Here is a 16,967-nt window from a genome sequence, read left to right on the forward strand (position 1 = left end):
ATCTCGTCACCGACGGCAGCGGCAACACCACCGTCTATCTCGGTAGCACCGGCACGCCGGCAACGCTTGCAACCGTCGACGATCTGTTCACCGCGATCGATCTCGCCAGCGGCGTCAAGACAGTTGCCATCAGCTCCGGTGCTGCGACGATCGCCACGAGCGTCGGCCAGACCGCCTCGACCGTTGTGGGCGGCGCCGTCACGCTGAGGAGCTCGACAGGTGCGGATCTGACCGTCACCGGCAAGGCCGACCTGCTCAAGGCCCTCACCCTGACGAACTCTGTGGGCGGCGGCAACGCCACCGTCAACGTCAACCGCACCACGAGCGCGGCTTCGCTGGGTGCAACGATCACCGACGGTTCGACGCTGAACGTCGACGGTCACGTCATCACCTTCAAGAACGCGCCGATCCCGGGCTCGACCGGTGCGCCGAGCATTCCGAGCGGCTATGGCGTCAGCGGCAACGTCCTCACCGACGGCAACGGCAACTCGACGGTTTATCTGCAGGCCGGCACGGTCAACGACGTGCTGAAGGCGATCGACCTTGCCACCGGCGTGCAGACCGCGACGATCGGCGCCAACGGCACCGCGACGCTGGCCACGGCGACCGGCCAGTCGAACTCGACCATTAACACGTCCGGCCAGCTCAAGATCTCGACCGGCGTCAATGCCGACCTGTCGATCACCGGCACCGGCAACGCACTCAACGTGTTCGGCCTCGCCGGTAACACCGGCAACGCCACCGCCTTCACCGCGGCGCGCACCTCCGGGATCGGCGGCATCGCCGGCAAGACCTTGACCTTCACCTCCTTCAACGGCGGCACGGCGGTCAACGTCACCTTCGGCGACGGCACCAACGGCACGGTCAAGACGCTCGATCAGCTCAACACCAAGCTGCAGGCCAACAACCTGTCCGCGACGATCGACGCCAACGGCCTGCTGACGATCACGGCCTCCAACGACTACGCCTCTTCGACGCTCGGTTCGACCGCAGCCGGCGGTGCCATCGGCGGCACGCTGACCTCGGCGCTGACCTTCTCGACGGCTTCCACTCCGGTCCAGGATGGGGTTGCCCAGACGGCGCGTGCCAATCTGGTGTCTCAGTACAACAACATCCTGAACCAGATCGACACCACCTCGCAGGACTCCTCGTTCAACGGCGTGAACCTGCTCAATGGCGATCAGCTTAAGCTGGTGTTCGACGAGACCGGCAAGTCAAGCCTGAACATCACCGGCGTGACCTACAACTCCAAGGGTCTGGGCCTTGCCTCGCTGACCGTCGGCGTCGACTTCATCGACAACGCCGCGGCCAACCGGGTTCTGACGAATCTCAACGCCGCCTCGAGCACGCTGCGCTCGGAAGCCTCGAGCCTCGGCTCGAACCTCTCGGTGGTGCAGATCCGCCAGGACTTCAACAAGAACCTGATCAACGTACTGCAAACCGGCTCGTCCAACCTGACGCTCGCCGACACCAACGTCGAGGCCGCCAACAGCCAGGCGTTGTCGACCCGCCAGTCGATCGCGGTCTCCGCGCTGTCGCTGGCCAACACCTCGCAGCAGAGCGTGCTCCAGCTGCTCCGCTAGCAAGCAGCTGAAATTACTGAATAAAATGGAGCGGCGGGGCCTCTTGCCCCGCCGCTTTTTCTTGCGTCCAAGGGCGGGCAGGGGCGTTCATCGGCGGTTAACCCTATCCCTTAAACCGGCGTTAACCATACTTTAAAGGACACCTCCTAAAACTGGACAAAAGGCCGGCTTTCCAGTTCCGCGCGGCCGATTCGTATCCGGTTCAAGAGGAAGACTCGCCAATGTCCAACATCGTTCTCTCGGCGTCAGTTCGCCAGAACCTGTTGTCGCTGCAGTCGACGGCCGACTTGCTGGCCACGACGCAGGAGCGGCTGTCGACCGGCAAGAAGGTCAACACGGCGCTCGACAATCCCACCAACTTCTTCACGGCGCAGGGGCTGGACAACCGAGCGAGCGACATCAGCAACCTGCTCGACGGCATCAACAACGGTGTCCAGGTGCTTCAGGCGGCCAACACCGGCATCACCTCGCTGCAGAAGCTGATCGACAGCGCCAAGTCGATCGCCAACCAGGCGCTGCAAACCACCGTCGGCTATTCCACCAAGTCGAACGTTTCCACCACGATTCCGGGCGCGACGCCGGCCGACCTGCGCGGCACGACCTCCTATGCGAGCGCGACCGCCAAAAGCAACGTGCTCTATACCGGCGCGGCCGGCGGCGTAACCCCGGTCACCGGAACCGCCGCACTCGGCGCCTCGCTGGGCTCGAACGCCGGCACGACGCTCGGATTTGCCGCGACCGCGGCCGACGGCACCACCGTGCTCAGCGGCACCGCCACGCTGGTCGGCACCACCGCGTCCACCACCTTTGGCGCTGCGCCCGCCGACGGCGACACCATCACGGTCAACGGCAAGACCATCACCTTCCGCACCGGCGTTGCTCCGAGCACGCAGCCGACCGGCTGGGGTCTCGACGCCAGCGGCCACATCGCCACCGACGGTAACGGCAATTCGATCATCTACGAGGGAACGCCGACTGCGCCCGCCGCGACCATCAACGACGTCCTCACCGCGATCGACCTCGCCAGCGGCGTCAAGACTGCAACCATCAGTGCCAGCGCGGCCACCATCGCGACGAGCGGCGCGACGGTCGGTACGATCCAGACGCCATCCTCCATCTCAGGCGGCGGCCAGGTCACGCTGAAGAGCTCGACCGGCGCCGATTTAAGCCTGACAGGCAAGGCCGACTTCCTCAACAAGCTCGGCCTGACCACGGCAACCGGAGCAGGCAATGCGACCGTGACTGCGAACCGGTCGACGACCGCCGGCTCGCTCGGCACTCTCGTCCAGGACGGCTCGACGCTGAACATCGACGGCCACACCATCACCTTCAAGAACGCGCAGACGCCGCAATCGGCGGCAAGCGTGGCCACCGGCTACGGCGTCAGCGGCAACGTCGTCACCGACGGCAACGGCAACTCGACGGTCTATCTCCAGAGCGCGACGCTCACCGATCTGCTCAATTCGATCGATCTTGCGACCGGCGTGAAGACCGCCAGCATCTTCAACGGCGCGGCGACCCTCTCGACCACGGCAGGCCAGATCCCGTCGTCGGTCAACAGCAGCGGCCAGCTCGCGATCTCCACCGGCATCAATGCCGACCTCTCCATCACCGGCACCGGCAACGCGCTGAGCGCGTTCGGGCTCAGCGGCAACACCGGAACGGCGACCGCCTTCACCGCGGCCCGCACCTCCGGCGTCGGCGGCATCAGCGGCAAGACCCTGACCTTCACCTCCTTCAACGGCGGTACGCCGGTCAACGTCACCTTCGGCGACGGCACCAACGGCACGGTCAAGACGCTGGATCAGCTCAACGCCCAGCTTCAGGCCAACCACCTGACCGCGACGATCGACGCCAATGGCGTGCTGACGGTGACCACCGTCAATGAATACGCCTCCTCGACACTCGGTTCGAGCACCGCGGGGGGCGTCGTCGGCGGCACCATCACCGGTGTCCTGTCCTTCACCACGGCGCAGCCGCCGATCCAGGATCCCGTTGCGCAGACCGCACGCTCCAACCTGGTCAATCAGTTCAACAACATCCTGGCCCAGATCGACACGACCTCGCAGGACTCCTCCTTCAACGGCGTCAACCTGCTCAACGGCGACACGCTCAAGCTCGTCTTCAACGAGACCGGCAGCTCGACGCTCAGCATCAACGGCGTGGTGTTCAACGCCGCCGGGCTCGGCCTCAGCAACCTCGTCAACGGCGTCGACTTCATCGACAACGGCGCCACCAACAGGGTGTTGGCGAGCCTGAATGCGGCCTCGAGCACGCTGCGCTCGGAAGGCTCGAGCCTCGGTTCGAACCTGTCGATCGTGCAGGTGCGTCAGGACTTCTCCAAGAACCTGATCAACGTGCTGCAGACCGGCTCATCCAACCTGACGCTCGCCGACACCAACGAGGAAGCGGCCAACAGCCAAGCGCTGTCGACGCGCCAGTCGATCGCGGTCTCCGCGCTGTCGCTGGCCAACCAGTCGCAACAGAGCGTGCTGCAGCTGCTCCGCTAATTCCGCAGCGCAACTTCGCTATTCGAGATTACGCGGCGGAGCCAACGCTCCGCCGTTCTTTTGAGGAAGATCGCTAAGACGAGATTAGCCGAGATCGACGCGCATCACGCCAAGCGAGTTTACATCGTGCATGCGTGGATCTAGCGTTGCGCTGACGAAGGACTCCGTGCCCCGTAATTCTGCGGAGTACTTCCAAGCACGGTACGTAAGCAAATCTTAAGCGGTGCTGCCTAGGGTTGGGAAAGAAATCCTTAAGCGCGTACAACGCGCTAGGTAACCTCCAGGGTGTGATTGATGTCGAATTCCGCTGCCTCGGCTTATGCGCGTGTTGCAACCACCACCGCATCTCCTCGCGACATCGAGGCGCAGACTCTGCTCAAGGCCGCCAACAAGCTCCAGGACGCGGTGAACAACGCCGATCCGCTCAGCGAGCAGACCATGCAGGCCCTGATGTTCAACCGCAAGCTCTGGACCATCTTCCTGAGCGAGGCGATGCGCGACAGCAATCCGCAGCCGATCGACGTACGGCAGAAGATCGCCAACATCAGCGTGTTCGTGCTGAGCCAGACCGCCGCGCTGCAGATGAGCCCGCAATTCGATCACTTCCGTCCGCTGATCGAGATCAACCGCAATATCGCGGCAGGCCTCTCTGGACGGCCGTGACGGAATTCGTGATGGTCGCCATCACGAGCACATCGGCGAACTCGCAAATGTCGGCAGGAGCCGATCACGGCAAAGTGGTCCTGTCTCGGCATGCGAAATCCGCGCTGACCGTTGACGGTCAGACGCAGAGCAGAAGCTTCGGCATCGATCTCGTGATCGTCAGGCGCTGAGATCCGTGCTGAGCGGACGCGAGGGCTCGGACTTCATGTCCAGTGCGTGGAAATAGGCACGCCGGCGCAGCATCGCCTCGTCAGGGAACTGGTTCACCACCGTGTCGGTCTTGTCGTTGACGACCTGAAAGACGAAGGACGCGGCCGCCTGGTCGAACACGACCTGGCGCGAGATGTTCTCGTGGTTCGGCAGATCATTTCGTACGGGCGCGCCGGTATCGGCTGCGGCGACCGTCTGGCTCACCGGAAGATCGGTCTGTACGGCCTCGTTCGCCGCCGCGCTCGACGTCGTCACGATCTGAATGGGGGCCGGGATCCCCACCGGCCTGATGCTGAAATCTGTACTCATGGCAGCCTCCTGGTTGCCTTACGTGAGTCAAATCCCAACCCCTCTAATCACGCAAGCATGGAACACCAGGACTGAACACCCGGTAAGGAAACGTGCCTAACCGCGCGACGCCATGGCCGCGCGGTTTTTCTTAAAATTGTCGGTTGTTCTTGTGCTGCTCAGAGCGAGCGGCTGACCGCCAGCGGAGTGATATGGCGCGGACCTGGCGCTGCGCGGCGCCCGGCGGCCGTATAGGTGTTCGGCACGTTGCGCTTCTGGATCTCGGCGTTGACGCCGCGCACGACGCTTTCGGAAACCGCGTGCGCGGTCGCGAGCACGGTGAGATTGACCTGAAGCATCGCGCGGAACGCATCGTGGTGGCGATGCAGCGTCGAGAGCAGCTCCGGCGCGGACTTCGCGAGCTGGTCCTGGTTTGCCTTCAGCTGGCCGACTGCGCTGACGTAGCTGCGCGACAATTCCTGCTTCTTGCCCTCGAGCGTCATCATCGCCTCACGGACCTTGCCGGCGCGGACGAGCTCGGTCTCGCGCTCGATCAATCCGAGCAGCGCGCTCATCGCATCCATCAGGTCTTCGGCGAGCTTGCGCGCCTCGCTGCTGACGGGCGCGTGGCCCGGACGCCGGGCCTGCATCGGCTGACGTGAGGCGTTGAAATGGTTCATCTCGTTTGACCTTATGCCGTGCGGATCGTTTTCGCCTGCTGCAGGATGAGGGTACGGTAGACGTCGCTGGCGATGCCGACGCCGCCGGCCTGGGCGAAATTCTTGGAATATTCCTCGGTCAGCATCGAGCGCCATACGCCCGTGCCGGGCGTATCGCCGAATGGGCCTTCGCCCTTCAGGCCCGAGGTCATCTGCGCGAACATGTTGTTGAGGAACATTGCCTCGAAGTCCGTGGCGGTCTTCTGGGCCTTGGCCTGTTGCTGCGGCGAGACCTTTTGCAGCGCGGCGGCGAGCTCGAAGTCCGGCCGGCCGTTGCGGCTCTCGACCGAAAAGGCCGAAGTGGTGACGAGGCGAGGGGTGTTGGTCGCGCTGGTCTGCATCACATCACCTCGATATCGGCTTCGATGGCACCGGCGGCCTTGATCGCCTGGAGGATGCTGATCATGTCGCGGGGGCCGATGCCGAGGCCGTTGAGGCCATCGACGAGCTGCTGGAGCGAGACGCCGTCCTTGACGAGCGCCAGCTTCTTGCCGTCCTCGGTGACGGTGACGCTGCTGCGCGGCGCGACCACGGTGCGGCCGCGCGACAGCGGATTGGGCTGGCTCACCTGCGGGCTCTCGGAGATCGTGACCGTGAGGTTGCCCTGCGCCACCGCGACGGTGGCGACGCGGACGTCGCGGCCCATCACGATGATGCCGCTGCGTTCGTCGATGATGATCTTGGCGGCGAGATCGGGGTCGACCTGGAGCTGCTCGATTTCGGTGAGGAAAGCGACGACGTTGCCCTTGAACTCGGGCGGGATCGACAGCTGCACCGTCGAAGGATCGATCGGTTCGGCGGTCTTGACGCCGAGATAGTCATTGATCGCGGCCGCGATGCGCTTGGCGGTGGTGAAGTCGGGGTTGCGCAGCGCCAGGCGGACGTTCGGCAGCCGGTTGAGCGCGAACTCGATCTCACGCTCGATGATGGCGCCGTTGGCGATGCGCCCCACGGTCGGGACGCCGCGCACGATCTTGGCTGCCTCGCCCTCGGCCTGGAAGCCGGAGATCGCGAGCGAGCCCTGCGCCACCGCATAGACATTGCCGTCGGCGCCGAGCAGGGGTGTGACCAGCAGGGTGCCGCCCTGGAGATTCTTGGCATCGCCGAGCGCGGACACGGTGACGTCCATGCGCGTGCCCTGGGTGGCGAAGGCCGGCAGGTTGCCCGTGACCATCACGGCGGCGACGTTGCCGGTGCGGATGGTGGCGCCGCGGATGTTGACGCCCATGCGCTCGAGCATCGCCTGCAGCGACTGCTTGGTGAAGGGGATGTTGTTGAGCGTGTCGCCGGTGCCGTTGAGGCCGACGACAAGGCCGTAGCCGATGAGCTGGTTCTGCCGCACGCCCTCGATATTGGCGAGGTCCTTGATGCGTGAGGTCGCCGCCGCAGACGTGACCGACAGCGCCAGCGTCGACAGCGCGGCGCAGGCCAACCCAACAATCCTCACCCAACGAACGCCTGGCATCTCTGCTCCCCAAGGCCCTCAGGGGCCCCTCAAATCGGACAGGACTTGCACGACACTCCCATGACGAGCTGGTCCGGCGCTTTCCTTGCGAGCGCCGTGCCAACGTGGGGCGGTGAGGTAGGTGGCTGAATAGGTTGAATAAATCTGTTTCGACCGGTGTCAGCACTGGTTCGCCCTGAGGAGCGAAACTGCCGCCTGTCGGCAGATTTTGCCGGGCTGTTTACGCAGCGTTAACCATAAGGCAGCGAAGGTGAGGCATCGATCACCCGGATTCTTTCCGATGCGCATCTACGGACCGAACGGCACCACGCTTGGCACGCCGGCCAGCCAGGCCAGGCGGACGGGCTCCGGCAGCTTCGTGCTGCCCGACACCTCATCGGCGCAGGAGACGCGGAGCGCTGCCGCACCGAAGGCGGCTGCCAACATCGATGCGCTGCTGGCATTGCAGGGTGTCGAGGAGGACCCCGTCGAGCGCCGCAAGCGCTCGGTCGCACGCGGCAGGACTGCGCTGGACGTGCTCGACGATCTCAAGATGGGCCTGTTGTCCGGCAATCTCGACGCCTCGACCGTGATGCGGCTGCGTGATGCGGCGGCCAACCTGAAATCGTCCTCAGGCGATGCCGGTCTCGATGCGGTGCTCTCCGAGATCGAGCTGCGGGTCGAGGTCGAACTGGCCAAGGCCGGGCAGGCGTAGTCACGCAGGCTGTCTTACGCCGCTTCCTCCTTCAGCTGGGCATCATAGCGGCGCTGGGCGGCGAGCACGTCCTTCAGATTCTGCTCGGCCCAATCGCGCAAGGGATCCACCGCCGCCGCCAGCGTCAGGCCGAGCTGGGTGATCGAATATTCCACCGTCACCGGCACGGTTGCTATGGCACGGCGCCGGATCAGGCCGTCGCGCTCGAGCGACTTGAGAACCTGGCTCAGCATCTTCTGCGAGATGCCTTCAATCGTGCGGCGCAACTGATTGAAGCGCATCGGCTCCTCGCGCAGGAGCAAGAGGATCAGCACCGCCCATTTGTCGCCGACGCGATCGAGGATTTGGCGGGTGGGGCAGTTCGCTGCGTAGACGTCGGGTTTCATCGTCGGTCCTCGGAAATCCATACCGTTGCTTGGGGTCCGTGTGCCGGTTGTATGCGATCAGTTACCTCAGCGTAATCAGGTAAGCACAAAGTGCTCTCTTAACACCAGCATTCTTTGCGGTATCTAGTCTCCATTAGTTACCATAGAAGCAAAGGAGCCTTCCATGAAAATCGCAGTCGCCGGCGCCTCGGGCCGGGCGGGGTCGGAGATCACCAAGGAACTGTCCCGCCGCGGCCACACGGTCACGGCCATCGCCCGCAACCCCGAGAAGATCGCTGTCCTGCCGAACGTCACGCCGACCAAGGGGGATGTGCTCGACCAGGCGGGCCTCGCCAAGCTGTGGGCCGGTCACGACGTCGCCGTGAGTTCCGTGCACTTCCTGGCCAGTGATCCGCTCAAGCTGATCGGTGCGGCGAAGGAGTCCAAGGTGGGTCGTTACCTCGTGGTGGGCGGCGCCGGCAGCCTCGAGGTTGCCCCGGGCGTGAAGCTGGTCACGACTCCCAATTTTCCGGCCCAATACAAGGCCGAAGCGGAGGCGGGCTCGACCTTCCTTGACCTGCTACGGCAGGAAAAGGACCTGAACTGGACTTTCATCTCGCCCTCGGCGCTGTTCGTGGAGGGAGAGCGCACCGGTAAGTTCCGGCTCGGGACCGACCAGCTTCTCGCAGATGCGAACGGCAAGAGCTGGATCACCTTCGCCGACTACGCCATTGCGCTTGCCGACGAGATCGAACGGCCAGCCCACCTGAAGTTGCGCTTCACGGTCGGCTATTAAGGCCGCCAGCCGCCTCCAAGCCCTCAAGGATAAACCTTCCTGTGCAAGGGCTTGGAGGCGAGGGCCGGGTGGTGAGGGAAATATTGTCTGTCACGGGAGGCCACTATATAAGGCCCGGCTCAACGGACCCCCGGTCCGTCCGCGAGTCGTTGCTTAAGAAGATAGGCCTCCCTTGGAAAAGTTGAAAAACTACCGACCGACCGACAAAGAGCCTTTCATGAACGACCGGCAGAAGGAGTACTTCCGTTTGAAGCTCCTCGCCTGGAAGGATGAGATCCTCAAAGAATCCAAGCTCACCCTGCAAGCTCTGCAGGAGGAGAACGTGAACCACCCCGATCTCGCCGATCGGGCCTCGTCCGAAACCGACCGTGCCATCGAACTCCGCGCCCGCGACCGCCAGCGCAAATTGATCGCCAAGATCGATGCCGCGCTCCAGCGCATCGAGGACAACACCTACGGCTATTGCGAGGAAACCGGCGAGCCGATCTCGTTGAAGCGGCTCGAGGCTCGGCCCATCGCGACGCTCTCGGTGGAAGCGCAGGAGCGCCACGAGAAACGCGAGAAGGTTTATCGCGACGAATAAGGTCCGAGCCGCAGAGATGCGGCTCTTTGTTTTTGGAGGCGGGGGCGCCATTTGGCGTCGTGCTCGGCATATTGCCCGCGGCTTGCCGTCGCGCCCCACCATCGCGATAGCGCGATCGCGAAAAGTGAATCGCGATCAACGGGCTAGACTGGATTGCTCCGAGCTCACGTGAGTTCGGATGAGAAACAGCCTTCACTTCAGATGCGGGAGATTCTGCGAGTCGCATCAACGAGATCGACTCTGAAGTTGAGACGCTGATCCAGCTGCATCACGCATCGCTGCAATCAGGCCTGCGGCGACGTCTCAAGACTTGTATCCCCATAAAGCCTCGACCAGCTCAATATTTCCTTAAACGCGGGCAAGAGGCTGTTGAGCAGGGGCCTTCGAACCAATTTGCCGGCCCGTGCAACGAGGGAATGTGGGTCATGAGCACTGTTCTGGTCACCGGCGGGTCGGGCTTCGTCGGCATCCATGTCGTCCTGCAACTTCTGGCCGCCGGCCATGCCGTGCGGACGACGGTGCGCCGGCCGGAGCGTCAGGCCGATGTGCTCGCCATGCTGCGCGAGGGCGGGGCGGCGGCGCCCGAGAGCGTGACCTTCGTCACCGCCGATCTGACTCGGGACGACGGCTGGCAGGCGGCGGTCGCGGGCTGCGACTACGTACTCCACGTGGCGTCCCCGCTCTCGACCACCGTGCCGACGGACGAGAACGAGATGATCATTCCGGCCCGCAACGGAACGCTCCGCGTGCTCCGGACCGCCCGCGCGGCCGGCGTCAAAAGGGTCGTCATTACCTCGTCGCTCGGCGCGATTGCTTACGGCCATCCGCCGCGCGACAAGCCGTTCGACGAGACCGAATGGACCAATCTCGCCGGTGTCGACGGCCAACCCTACGTCAAGTCCAAGACGCTGGCCGAGCGAGCCGCCTGGGACTTCGTCGCGCGCGAGGGGGATGGGCTGGAGCTGTCGGTGATCAACCCCGCTGCGATTTTCGGGCCTGTGCTGGGGCCGGACTTTTCCGGCTCGATCGAGATCGTCAGGTCGCTGCTCGACGGTGCCATGCCGGCCGTGCCGCGGGTCTATTTCGGCGTGGTCGACGTCCGCGACGTCGCCGAGCTGCACCTGCGGGCGATGATTGCGCCGGAGGCGAAAGGCGAGCGTTTCATCGCGGTCTCCGGCGAGACGATGTCGATCCTCGACATCGCCCGCCTGCTGCGGCGGGAACTCGGGCCGCGGGCGCGCCGGGTTCCGCGGCTCCAGGCTCCGGATTGGCTGGTGCGGCGGGCTGCGAGCCGGATTCCGCTGCTGCGCGCGGTCGTGCCGATGCTCGGAAAGGTCAGGCATTCCACTAGCGCCAAGGCCAAGTCGCTGCTCGGCTGGCAGGCGCGCTCCAATGAGGAAGCGATCCTTGCGACCGCCGAGAGCCTGATCCGGCTCGGCCTCGTCAAGGGGTGACCCGCGCTTGTCAGGCCGGACCGGGGATGCTGAAGTGCCGCCTTTCGACTGCGTAGCGTGGGAGGCGGCGCCGATGGACAAGATTCTCGAAGCCGCAAAGGCGATCGCGCTGGCGCGCCGCAACCATGCCCCGCTCGCGGCGCTGGAGCGGCCTCCTGCGGACGAAGCCGAGGGCTATCAGGTCCAGCGCACCCTGCACGATCTGCTCCTGCCGCATGTCGGCCCGCTCATCGGCTACAAGATCGGCTGCACCAGCCAGGTGATGCAGGACTATATCGGCATCCCGCACCCCTGCGGCGGCGGCGTGTTCCAGAAGGGCGTCCATGACAGCGGCGCCAAGCTCGCCGCCTCCAATTATGTCCGGGTCGGCGTCGAATGCGAGATCGCGGTGCGGCTGAAGCGGGACCTTGCTGTCGGCGAGGCGCCGTTCACGGCCGAATGGGTCGGCGAGGCGGTCGAGGCCTATCATCCCGCGATCGAGATCGTCGACGACCGCTACGTGAAATGGCAGACGATGGGCGCGCCGACCTTGATTGCCGACGATTTCTTCGCCGCCGGCTGCGTGCTGGGCCCGTCGGTCCCGCGCTCGTCGGTGCCGGACCTCAAGGCGGTCAAAGGCCGCGCCTTCGTCAACGGCGAGGAGGTCAGCCACGGCACCGGCGCCGACGTGCTCGGCCATCCCCATAACGCACTCGCCTGGCTCGCCAACCATCTCGCCGCCGAGGGCAAGGGGCTGCACGCCGGGCAGCTCGTGCTCACCGGCAGCCTGGTGAAGACGCTGTGGCTGAAGGCCGGCGACAAGGTGCGGATGGAGCTGGACGCGCTCGGCGTCGTGGAGGCGGAGTTTACGTGAGGGGGCATTGGTACTCTCCGTAGTCATTCCCCGCGAAGGCGGGGAAGCCAGGACGCCGCGCTGCATCAGCACAAACCACGAATGTCCCGGAGTACTGGATCGTCCGCCTTCGCGGACAATGACAATGGAGGGCTGGAATACTGTGCCCTCACCCACGTCATTGCGAGCGTAGCGAAGCAATCCAGAATATCTTCGCGGCCCCAGTCTGGATTGCTTCGCTGCGCTCGCAACGACGGAGATTGAGGCAGCGACGTCGTTCCTATTACGCGGCCTGGCTCGCGACGCGCTATGGCGCACGCGCTAAAAATACATGCGGCCTCCGGCAGGGGAGCTACCGGAGGCCGCGTCGTACATCGTCGTTCGCGCCTAGGTCTCGCGAGCACGATGTGGGAGCTCGGGAGAAGGTTAGAAGGGGAGCAGCACGTCCATGACCTGCTGGCCGTAGCGCGGCTGCTGCACGTCGGTGATCTGACCGCGGCCGCCATAGGCGATGCGGGCCTGGGCGATCTTGGTGGAGTCGATGGTGTTGTCGCTCTGGATGTCCTCAGGCCGCACGATGCCGGCGACGATCAGCTCGCGAATTTCGAAGTTGACGCGGATCTCCTGCTTGCCTTCGACGACCAAATTGCCGTTCGGCAGCACCTGGGTCACCACCGCAGCGACGTTGGTCTGCAGGGCTTCCTTGCGATCGACGCTGCCCTTGCCCTCGCTCGAGGAGGTCGAGTCGGCGGTGAGGACCCGGCCCGGCAGGATCTTGTTGGCCTGGGTGATCGTTTGGGCGCCGATGAAGTTGGTGATTCCCGAATCTTCCTTGTTGGTGCGGCTGCGCGAGGTGTCGTTCTCGATGTTGGCCTTGTCGGTGATGTTCACGGTCACGGTCAAGAGATCGCCGACCTGGCGGGCGCGCTGGTCCTTGAAGAAGGCGCGGCTGCCGTTGCGCCACAGCGAGTTCGGATTGTAGGAGGCGACCTCGGGCTTGGGCATCGGCATCTGCACCGGCTTGTAACCGGGCTGCGTCGTCGGATTGTCGATGGCCGACAGCTTCGGCTGCTCGCCGATCTGCGACAGGCGGTCGATCGAGGAGCAGCCGCTCGCCAAGGTGCAAGTCGCCAGCAGCAGGGCAGAGATCGCGATGCGACGAAGGCGGGAGGCCGAACTGAACGTGGACATGAATCTACTCTGACTTGGCTGGAGCCTGCGAGAGGCGAACTTGCGGAATCCGGGCTTGGGCGATCTCGGCTGCTGGCGCGGGCGTCTGGATCAGGCTCTGCGCCAGGGCAGCGGCCGCCGGCACGTTGTCGCGCTTGACCGACGAGGTCTGCTCGACCGCCGGCGCCATCGGCGCGGACTGGCTGGCGCCCTGGACGGTCACCTGGCCTCGGCCGGTGACGACGCCGGTCAGCGTGCGCTTGGACTGCAGATTGAGCACGCTGACGGTGTCGCCCTCGGCGCCGCTCTCGATCGCCTTGCCGCGCGTGGTGAGATAGAGCCCGGGCACCTGGTAGATGATGGTGACGGCCTGATCGCGCACCACGAAGTCGGGCCTGACGAGGTCGGCGGCGCGGATCGGCGTGCCCGCGCGCATTCCTCGGCGCAGCTGCATGCCGATGCTGCGGTCGCGCGAGGCAGGCTCGCCGGCGACCTCGGCCTTCGGCCGGCGCTCCAACGACAGGTCGGAGGATTTCAGAAGCTCGGCGCGGTCGATGTCGCGGGTCAGCACGGCCACTTCCACCGTCTCGACCGCGGTGCCGGTGAAGCGCAGCTTGGTCGGCGCGGCATTGCCGTCGTTGGCGATCTCGAAGGCGATGTCGAAACGGCCGCTGCGGGCATCATAGCGGGTTGCGACCGGCTGCAGTGCGCCGCTGTTGGAGGCGTCCAGCCGCATCTCGGCGACGGTACGGTCGAACGTGATGGTGATGTTGGCGGCGTCTCCGAGGCCGAAGCGGCGCTCGAGCGCGGCGGCGACGGCGTTCTCGATATCCTTGCTCGCGAGCGTGCGGGCGAGGCGGGTGACCTGGACCTCCTTGATGTCTCCGGTCATGACGCCGATCACCTGCTTGGCCCGCAGCACCGACAGCACCTGGCCGACCGTCAGGGTACCGGTGGTGCCGAGATCGGGCGAGCGGTAGACCGGGATCAGCGCGGCCGATCCGGCGTTGTCGATGAGGTCGCCGATCCGCACCACGTCCGAGGTGACCGTGACGCTTGCGCGCAGCGTCGGCGCGGCGATGAAATCGTCGGCGGCCGCTGCCGGCAAGGCCAGCGCGAGAAGGGTCGAGAGGGCGGCGAGGGTGGCGCGGATCATCGTCATCACCTCAGCGGAACAGCGCCGTGGTCGATTGCATCATCTGGTCGGCGGCACTGATCACCTTGGCGTTCATCTCGTAAGCGCGCTGGGCGGCGATCAGATCGCTCATTTCCGAGACGACGTCGACATTGGCCTGCTCGAGGCTTCCTTGCGTGAGCTTGCCGTAACCCTCGGTGTTCGCGGTGCCATCCTGCGGTGCGCCGGACGACGGGGTCTCGGTGAACTGGTTGTTGCCGACCGGCTGCAGGCCCGCCTTGTTGATGAAGCGCGTGATGCCGATCTGCCCGACGATCGAGGAGGTTGACGAGCCCGGCAGCGTCACCGAGACCTGGCCCTGCTCGCTGACGGAGATGCCCGAGGCGTTGTTGGGGATGGTGATGGTGGGCTGCACCGGGTTGCCCTGCGCGGTGACGACGCGGCCCTGATTGTCCATCTGGAAGGTGCCGTCGCGGGTGTACTGGAAGCTGCCGTCGGGCATCAGGATCTTGAAGAAGCCCTCGCCCGAGATGGCGAGATCGAGGTCGTTGCCGGTCTGCGACAGCGTGCCCTGCGTCATGCTGCGCGGCGTGCCGACGGTCTTGACGCCGCCGCCGATGTCGACGCCGACCGGCAGGATGGTGCCCTGGTCCGACGACTGGGCGCCGACGCGGCGGACGTGCTCGTAGATCAGGTCTTGGAATGCCGCCGTCTGCTTCTTGAAGCCGGTGGTGCGGAGGTTGGCGATATTGTTGGAGATCACCTGAACGTTGAGTTCCTGCGCCGCCATTCCGGTCGCTGCGGTGTGAAGCGCCTGCATCTCAGTTCTCCTTCAATCAGGCCGGAACGTCGGCGAGCTTCTCGATCGCCGCTTTGTGGAGGTCGCTCTGCTGCTGCAGCAGGTTGGCGACCGCGGCATAGCTGCGCATCACTTCGACCATGCGGGTCATCTCGCCGACCGCATTCACGTTCGACTTCTCGATGTAGCCCTGCTGCAGGGTGGACTTGGTGTCGGGCAGCTGGTTTGCCGAGCCGGCGGCATAGAGATTGGCGCCGAGCTTGGTCAGCTTGGCCGGGTCGTCGAACGACACCATGCGGATCTTGCCGCGGATCGAGTCGGTCCGCGCTGTGCCCTCGAGCACCGTGACGGTGCCGTCGGGCGCCACGTTGATGTCGTGGTCGGTCGGCTGGAAGGTGATCGGGCCGGCATTGCCGAGCACGAGATTGCCGTCTGCGGTGACGAGCTGGCCGGTGCTGTTGAGCGAGAACTTGCCGTCGCGGGTATAGTATTCGCCGCCATTGGTCTGAACCGCGAAATAGGCGCCGCCGTTGATCGCCATGTCGAGCGGATTGTTGGTCGGCTCCATCGGCCCCTGGCTGATGTTGCGGAAGGTGCCGCGGTCCTGGACATAGGAGACCTGGCGGTCGCGGCCGATGAAATTGTCCTCACGCGCGTTCGAGTTCAGATATTCCTCGAATAGCGAATGGTCGGACTTGAAGCCGTTGGTGTTGGCATTGGCGACGTTGTTGGCGATGACATCCATCTGCCGTTCCAACGTCATCTGCCGTGACAAACCGATCAGACGCGCGTTCTGCATCGGAAATCTCCCCTGAGTAGATCTGCCATTTCGCTCTCCCAAGCGCCTTGGCGGACCCCGTGACCGAGACCGTCTGGCTCTCCCAAACCGTGAGGTCTCGGGCCTCTCTCAGCGAAAGCCGTGCCAACCAGAAAAGATGTTTTCTTTCAATATCTTGTTTGTTTTTGACCGGCGCGGACGGGCGGCAGAAAGGTCCTGTTAGCCATGTTTGCCCGGCAGATTTTTCCTAGCGGGGGCCCAATCGAAAGATTCCGTTAACCATTATTACCGTAGCGTTTGCGCATCAGAGGAGCGCATTGCGCTTGGGGCATTCGTATCGCGTCGTTGTCTGCCAGGAGGCTTCGCTCTTTCGACTCCCTTTGAGAGATGTACGGGCGCGGCAACCATGGCAGAGAATGAGGAAGGCGGCGCAGCCGCCGAGGGCGCGGAAGCCGCTCCGCCGAAGAACAAGCTCAAGCTCATCATCATGGTCGTCGGTGTGCTCGCCGTGCTCGGCGGCGGTGCTGCGACCTGGTTCTTCTTCTTCCGTCATGGCGAGAACGAGCATCATGCCGAGGCCGCGCCGCCGCCGAAGCCGCCCGCCTACGTCGACGTTCCCGACCTCATGGTCAACCTCGCCGGTTCGCCCGGCGAGCGCGTGCAATATCTGCGGCTGAAGATCGTGCTGGAGCTGAAGGAAGAGAAGCAGATCGAGGCGATCAAGCCGACGATGCCGCGCGTCACCGACATCTTTCAGACCTATGTGCGCGAGCTGCGCCCGTCCGACCTCAACGGTTCGGCCGGCATCTTCCGCCTCAAGGAGGAGCTGACCAAGCGCGTCAATGCAGCCGTCGCCCCGATCCAGGTCAGCGCGGTGCTGTTCAAGGAAGTCGTGGTCCAGTGATGGCGCCAAGGAAGGTGAC

Annotated in this window: 18 protein-coding genes; 9 read left to right on the forward strand and 9 right to left on the reverse strand. The window is 64.6% G+C overall.

Annotation, left to right across the window (positions count from 1 at the left end; genetic code table 11):
- The 3 genes from HZZ16_RS21110 to flaF form a co-directional block, all read left to right on the forward strand.
- Nucleotides 1-1,583, forward strand: a 1,583-nt coding sequence (locus HZZ16_RS21110; RefSeq protein ID WP_197951298.1) for a DUF1522 domain-containing protein, incomplete at its 5' end; no start/stop codon positions are given.
- Nucleotides 1,584-1,804: 221 nt separating this feature from the next.
- Nucleotides 1,805-4,093 (forward strand): DUF1522 domain-containing protein, encoded by a 2,289-nt coding sequence (locus tag HZZ16_RS21115; RefSeq protein ID WP_197951300.1) that lies wholly within the window; start codon nucleotides 1,805-1,807, stop codon nucleotides 4,091-4,093.
- A gap of 294 nt (nucleotides 4,094-4,387) precedes the next feature.
- Nucleotides 4,388-4,756, forward strand: a complete 369-nt coding sequence (flaF, locus tag HZZ16_RS21120; RefSeq protein ID WP_018642830.1) for a flagellar biosynthesis regulator FlaF — start codon at nucleotides 4,388-4,390, stop codon at nucleotides 4,754-4,756.
- A gap of 159 nt (nucleotides 4,757-4,915) precedes the next feature.
- On the opposite strand, the gene HZZ16_RS21125 is transcribed toward flaF, so the two are convergent.
- The 4 genes from HZZ16_RS21125 to HZZ16_RS21140 all read right to left on the reverse strand — a co-directional run bounded on the left by HZZ16_RS21125 (nucleotide 4,916) and on the right by HZZ16_RS21140 (nucleotide 7,438).
- Nucleotides 4,916-5,275 (reverse strand): hypothetical protein, encoded by a 360-nt coding sequence (locus tag HZZ16_RS21125; protein ID WP_197951303.1) that lies wholly within the window; start codon nucleotides 5,273-5,275, stop codon nucleotides 4,916-4,918.
- Nucleotides 5,276-5,433: 158 nt separating this feature from the next.
- A complete protein-coding gene (locus tag HZZ16_RS21130; RefSeq protein ID WP_197951305.1) occupies nucleotides 5,434-5,934 on the reverse strand; it encodes a hypothetical protein in 501 nt (166 codons plus the stop codon).
- An 11-nt stretch (nucleotides 5,935-5,945) separates the two neighbouring features.
- The gene (gene flgJ / locus HZZ16_RS21135; RefSeq protein WP_197951307.1) at nucleotides 5,946-6,314 is read right to left on the reverse strand and encodes a flagellar assembly peptidoglycan hydrolase FlgJ; all 369 of its coding nucleotides are present in this window, start codon (nucleotides 6,312-6,314) and stop codon (nucleotides 5,946-5,948) included.
- The gene (locus HZZ16_RS21140) at nucleotides 6,314-7,438 is read right to left on the reverse strand and encodes a flagellar basal body P-ring protein FlgI (protein ID WP_197951309.1); all 1,125 of its coding nucleotides are present in this window, start codon (nucleotides 7,436-7,438) and stop codon (nucleotides 6,314-6,316) included. Before HZZ16_RS21140 ends, flgJ begins: the two co-directional genes overlap by 1 nt.
- A gap of 280 nt (nucleotides 7,439-7,718) precedes the next feature.
- Between HZZ16_RS21140 and HZZ16_RS21145 the strand changes: the two genes are divergently transcribed.
- A complete protein-coding gene (locus HZZ16_RS21145; protein ID WP_197951311.1) occupies nucleotides 7,719-8,132 on the forward strand; it encodes a flagellar assembly protein FliX in 414 nt (137 codons plus the stop codon).
- Between the two features lie 14 nt (nucleotides 8,133-8,146).
- Here HZZ16_RS21145 and HZZ16_RS21150 read toward each other — a convergent pair whose 3' ends face one another.
- Nucleotides 8,147-8,518, reverse strand: coding sequence for a winged helix-turn-helix transcriptional regulator (locus tag HZZ16_RS21150; protein WP_025037390.1), 372 nt, complete (start codon nucleotides 8,516-8,518; stop codon nucleotides 8,147-8,149).
- Nucleotides 8,519-8,681: 163 nt separating this feature from the next.
- Here HZZ16_RS21150 and HZZ16_RS21155 point away from each other — a divergent pair, with 163 nt between their 5' ends.
- The 4 genes from HZZ16_RS21155 (at nucleotide 8,682) to HZZ16_RS21170 (ending at nucleotide 12,183) form a co-directional block, all read left to right on the forward strand.
- Nucleotides 8,682-9,293, forward strand: a complete 612-nt coding sequence (locus tag HZZ16_RS21155; RefSeq protein WP_197951313.1) for an NAD(P)-dependent oxidoreductase — start codon at nucleotides 8,682-8,684, stop codon at nucleotides 9,291-9,293.
- Nucleotides 9,294-9,510: 217 nt separating this feature from the next.
- The gene (gene dksA, locus HZZ16_RS21160; RefSeq protein WP_085966600.1) at nucleotides 9,511-9,876 is read left to right on the forward strand and encodes an RNA polymerase-binding protein DksA; all 366 of its coding nucleotides are present in this window, start codon (nucleotides 9,511-9,513) and stop codon (nucleotides 9,874-9,876) included.
- A 425-nt stretch (nucleotides 9,877-10,301) separates the two neighbouring features.
- Nucleotides 10,302-11,330: an SDR family oxidoreductase gene (locus tag HZZ16_RS21165; protein WP_197951315.1), complete on the forward strand. Its 1,029-nt coding sequence runs from the start codon at nucleotides 10,302-10,304 to the stop codon at nucleotides 11,328-11,330.
- 73 nt (nucleotides 11,331-11,403) lie between these two features.
- Nucleotides 11,404-12,183, forward strand: a complete 780-nt coding sequence (locus HZZ16_RS21170) for a 2-keto-4-pentenoate hydratase (protein WP_197951318.1) — start codon at nucleotides 11,404-11,406, stop codon at nucleotides 12,181-12,183.
- Nucleotides 12,184-12,588: 405 nt separating this feature from the next.
- Here the strand turns inward: HZZ16_RS21170 and flgH are convergent, their stop codons facing one another.
- The 4 genes from flgH to flgF are packed head-to-tail and all read right to left on the reverse strand — an operon-like array spanning nucleotide 12,589 to nucleotide 16,065.
- The gene (gene flgH / locus HZZ16_RS21175; protein ID WP_197951320.1) at nucleotides 12,589-13,353 is read right to left on the reverse strand and encodes a flagellar basal body L-ring protein FlgH; all 765 of its coding nucleotides are present in this window, start codon (nucleotides 13,351-13,353) and stop codon (nucleotides 12,589-12,591) included.
- A 4-nt stretch (nucleotides 13,354-13,357) separates the two neighbouring features.
- The gene (flgA, locus tag HZZ16_RS21180) at nucleotides 13,358-14,488 is read right to left on the reverse strand and encodes a flagellar basal body P-ring formation chaperone FlgA (RefSeq protein WP_197951322.1); all 1,131 of its coding nucleotides are present in this window, start codon (nucleotides 14,486-14,488) and stop codon (nucleotides 13,358-13,360) included.
- A gap of 10 nt (nucleotides 14,489-14,498) precedes the next feature.
- Nucleotides 14,499-15,287, reverse strand: a complete 789-nt coding sequence (gene flgG, locus HZZ16_RS21185) for a flagellar basal-body rod protein FlgG (protein WP_197951324.1) — start codon at nucleotides 15,285-15,287, stop codon at nucleotides 14,499-14,501.
- A gap of 16 nt (nucleotides 15,288-15,303) precedes the next feature.
- A complete protein-coding gene (flgF, locus tag HZZ16_RS21190) occupies nucleotides 15,304-16,065 on the reverse strand; it encodes a flagellar basal-body rod protein FlgF (protein ID WP_197951326.1) in 762 nt (253 codons plus the stop codon).
- 385 nt (nucleotides 16,066-16,450) lie between these two features.
- On the opposite strand from flgF, the gene fliL reads away from it, so the two are divergent.
- On the forward strand, nucleotides 16,451-16,948 hold the full coding sequence (fliL, locus tag HZZ16_RS21195; protein WP_197951328.1) for a flagellar basal body-associated protein FliL: 498 nt from the start codon (nucleotides 16,451-16,453) through the stop codon (nucleotides 16,946-16,948).
- The last annotated feature ends 19 nt before the right edge of the window (nucleotides 16,949-16,967 follow it).

Origin of the sequence: Bradyrhizobium glycinis, from assembly GCF_016031655.1 — a bacterium.
Lineage (GTDB): Bacteria > Pseudomonadota > Alphaproteobacteria > Rhizobiales > Xanthobacteraceae > Bradyrhizobium > Bradyrhizobium glycinis.

Coding starts and splice junctions, on each gene's coding strand:
- flgA (WP_197951322.1), bottom strand. CDS start 14,488: ATGATCCGCGCCACCCTCGCCGCCCTCTCGACCCTTCTCGCGCTGGCC.
- flaF (WP_018642830.1), top strand. CDS start 4,388: ATGTCGAATTCCGCTGCCTCGGCTTATGCGCGTGTTGCAACCACCACC.
- HZZ16_RS21140 (WP_197951309.1), bottom strand. CDS start 7,438: ATGCCAGGCGTTCGTTGGGTGAGGATTGTTGGGTTGGCCTGCGCCGCG.
- HZZ16_RS21145 (WP_197951311.1), top strand. CDS start 7,719: ATGCGCATCTACGGACCGAACGGCACCACGCTTGGCACGCCGGCCAGC.
- HZZ16_RS21165 (WP_197951315.1), top strand. CDS start 10,302: ATGAGCACTGTTCTGGTCACCGGCGGGTCGGGCTTCGTCGGCATCCAT.
- HZZ16_RS21170 (WP_197951318.1), top strand. CDS start 11,404: ATGGACAAGATTCTCGAAGCCGCAAAGGCGATCGCGCTGGCGCGCCGC.
- HZZ16_RS21115 (WP_197951300.1), top strand. CDS start 1,805: ATGTCCAACATCGTTCTCTCGGCGTCAGTTCGCCAGAACCTGTTGTCG.
- HZZ16_RS21150 (WP_025037390.1), bottom strand. CDS start 8,518: ATGAAACCCGACGTCTACGCAGCGAACTGCCCCACCCGCCAAATCCTC.
- HZZ16_RS21130 (WP_197951305.1), bottom strand. CDS start 5,934: ATGAACCATTTCAACGCCTCACGTCAGCCGATGCAGGCCCGGCGTCCG.
- dksA (WP_085966600.1), top strand. CDS start 9,511: ATGAACGACCGGCAGAAGGAGTACTTCCGTTTGAAGCTCCTCGCCTGG.
- HZZ16_RS21125 (WP_197951303.1), bottom strand. CDS start 5,275: ATGAGTACAGATTTCAGCATCAGGCCGGTGGGGATCCCGGCCCCCATT.
- flgF (WP_197951326.1), bottom strand. CDS start 16,065: ATGCAGAACGCGCGTCTGATCGGTTTGTCACGGCAGATGACGTTGGAA.
- HZZ16_RS21155 (WP_197951313.1), top strand. CDS start 8,682: ATGAAAATCGCAGTCGCCGGCGCCTCGGGCCGGGCGGGGTCGGAGATC.
- flgH (WP_197951320.1), bottom strand. CDS start 13,353: ATGTCCACGTTCAGTTCGGCCTCCCGCCTTCGTCGCATCGCGATCTCT.
- flgG (WP_197951324.1), bottom strand. CDS start 15,287: ATGCAGGCGCTTCACACCGCAGCGACCGGAATGGCGGCGCAGGAACTC.
- fliL (WP_197951328.1), top strand. CDS start 16,451: ATGGCAGAGAATGAGGAAGGCGGCGCAGCCGCCGAGGGCGCGGAAGCC.
- flgJ (WP_197951307.1), bottom strand. CDS start 6,314: ATGCAGACCAGCGCGACCAACACCCCTCGCCTCGTCACCACTTCGGCC.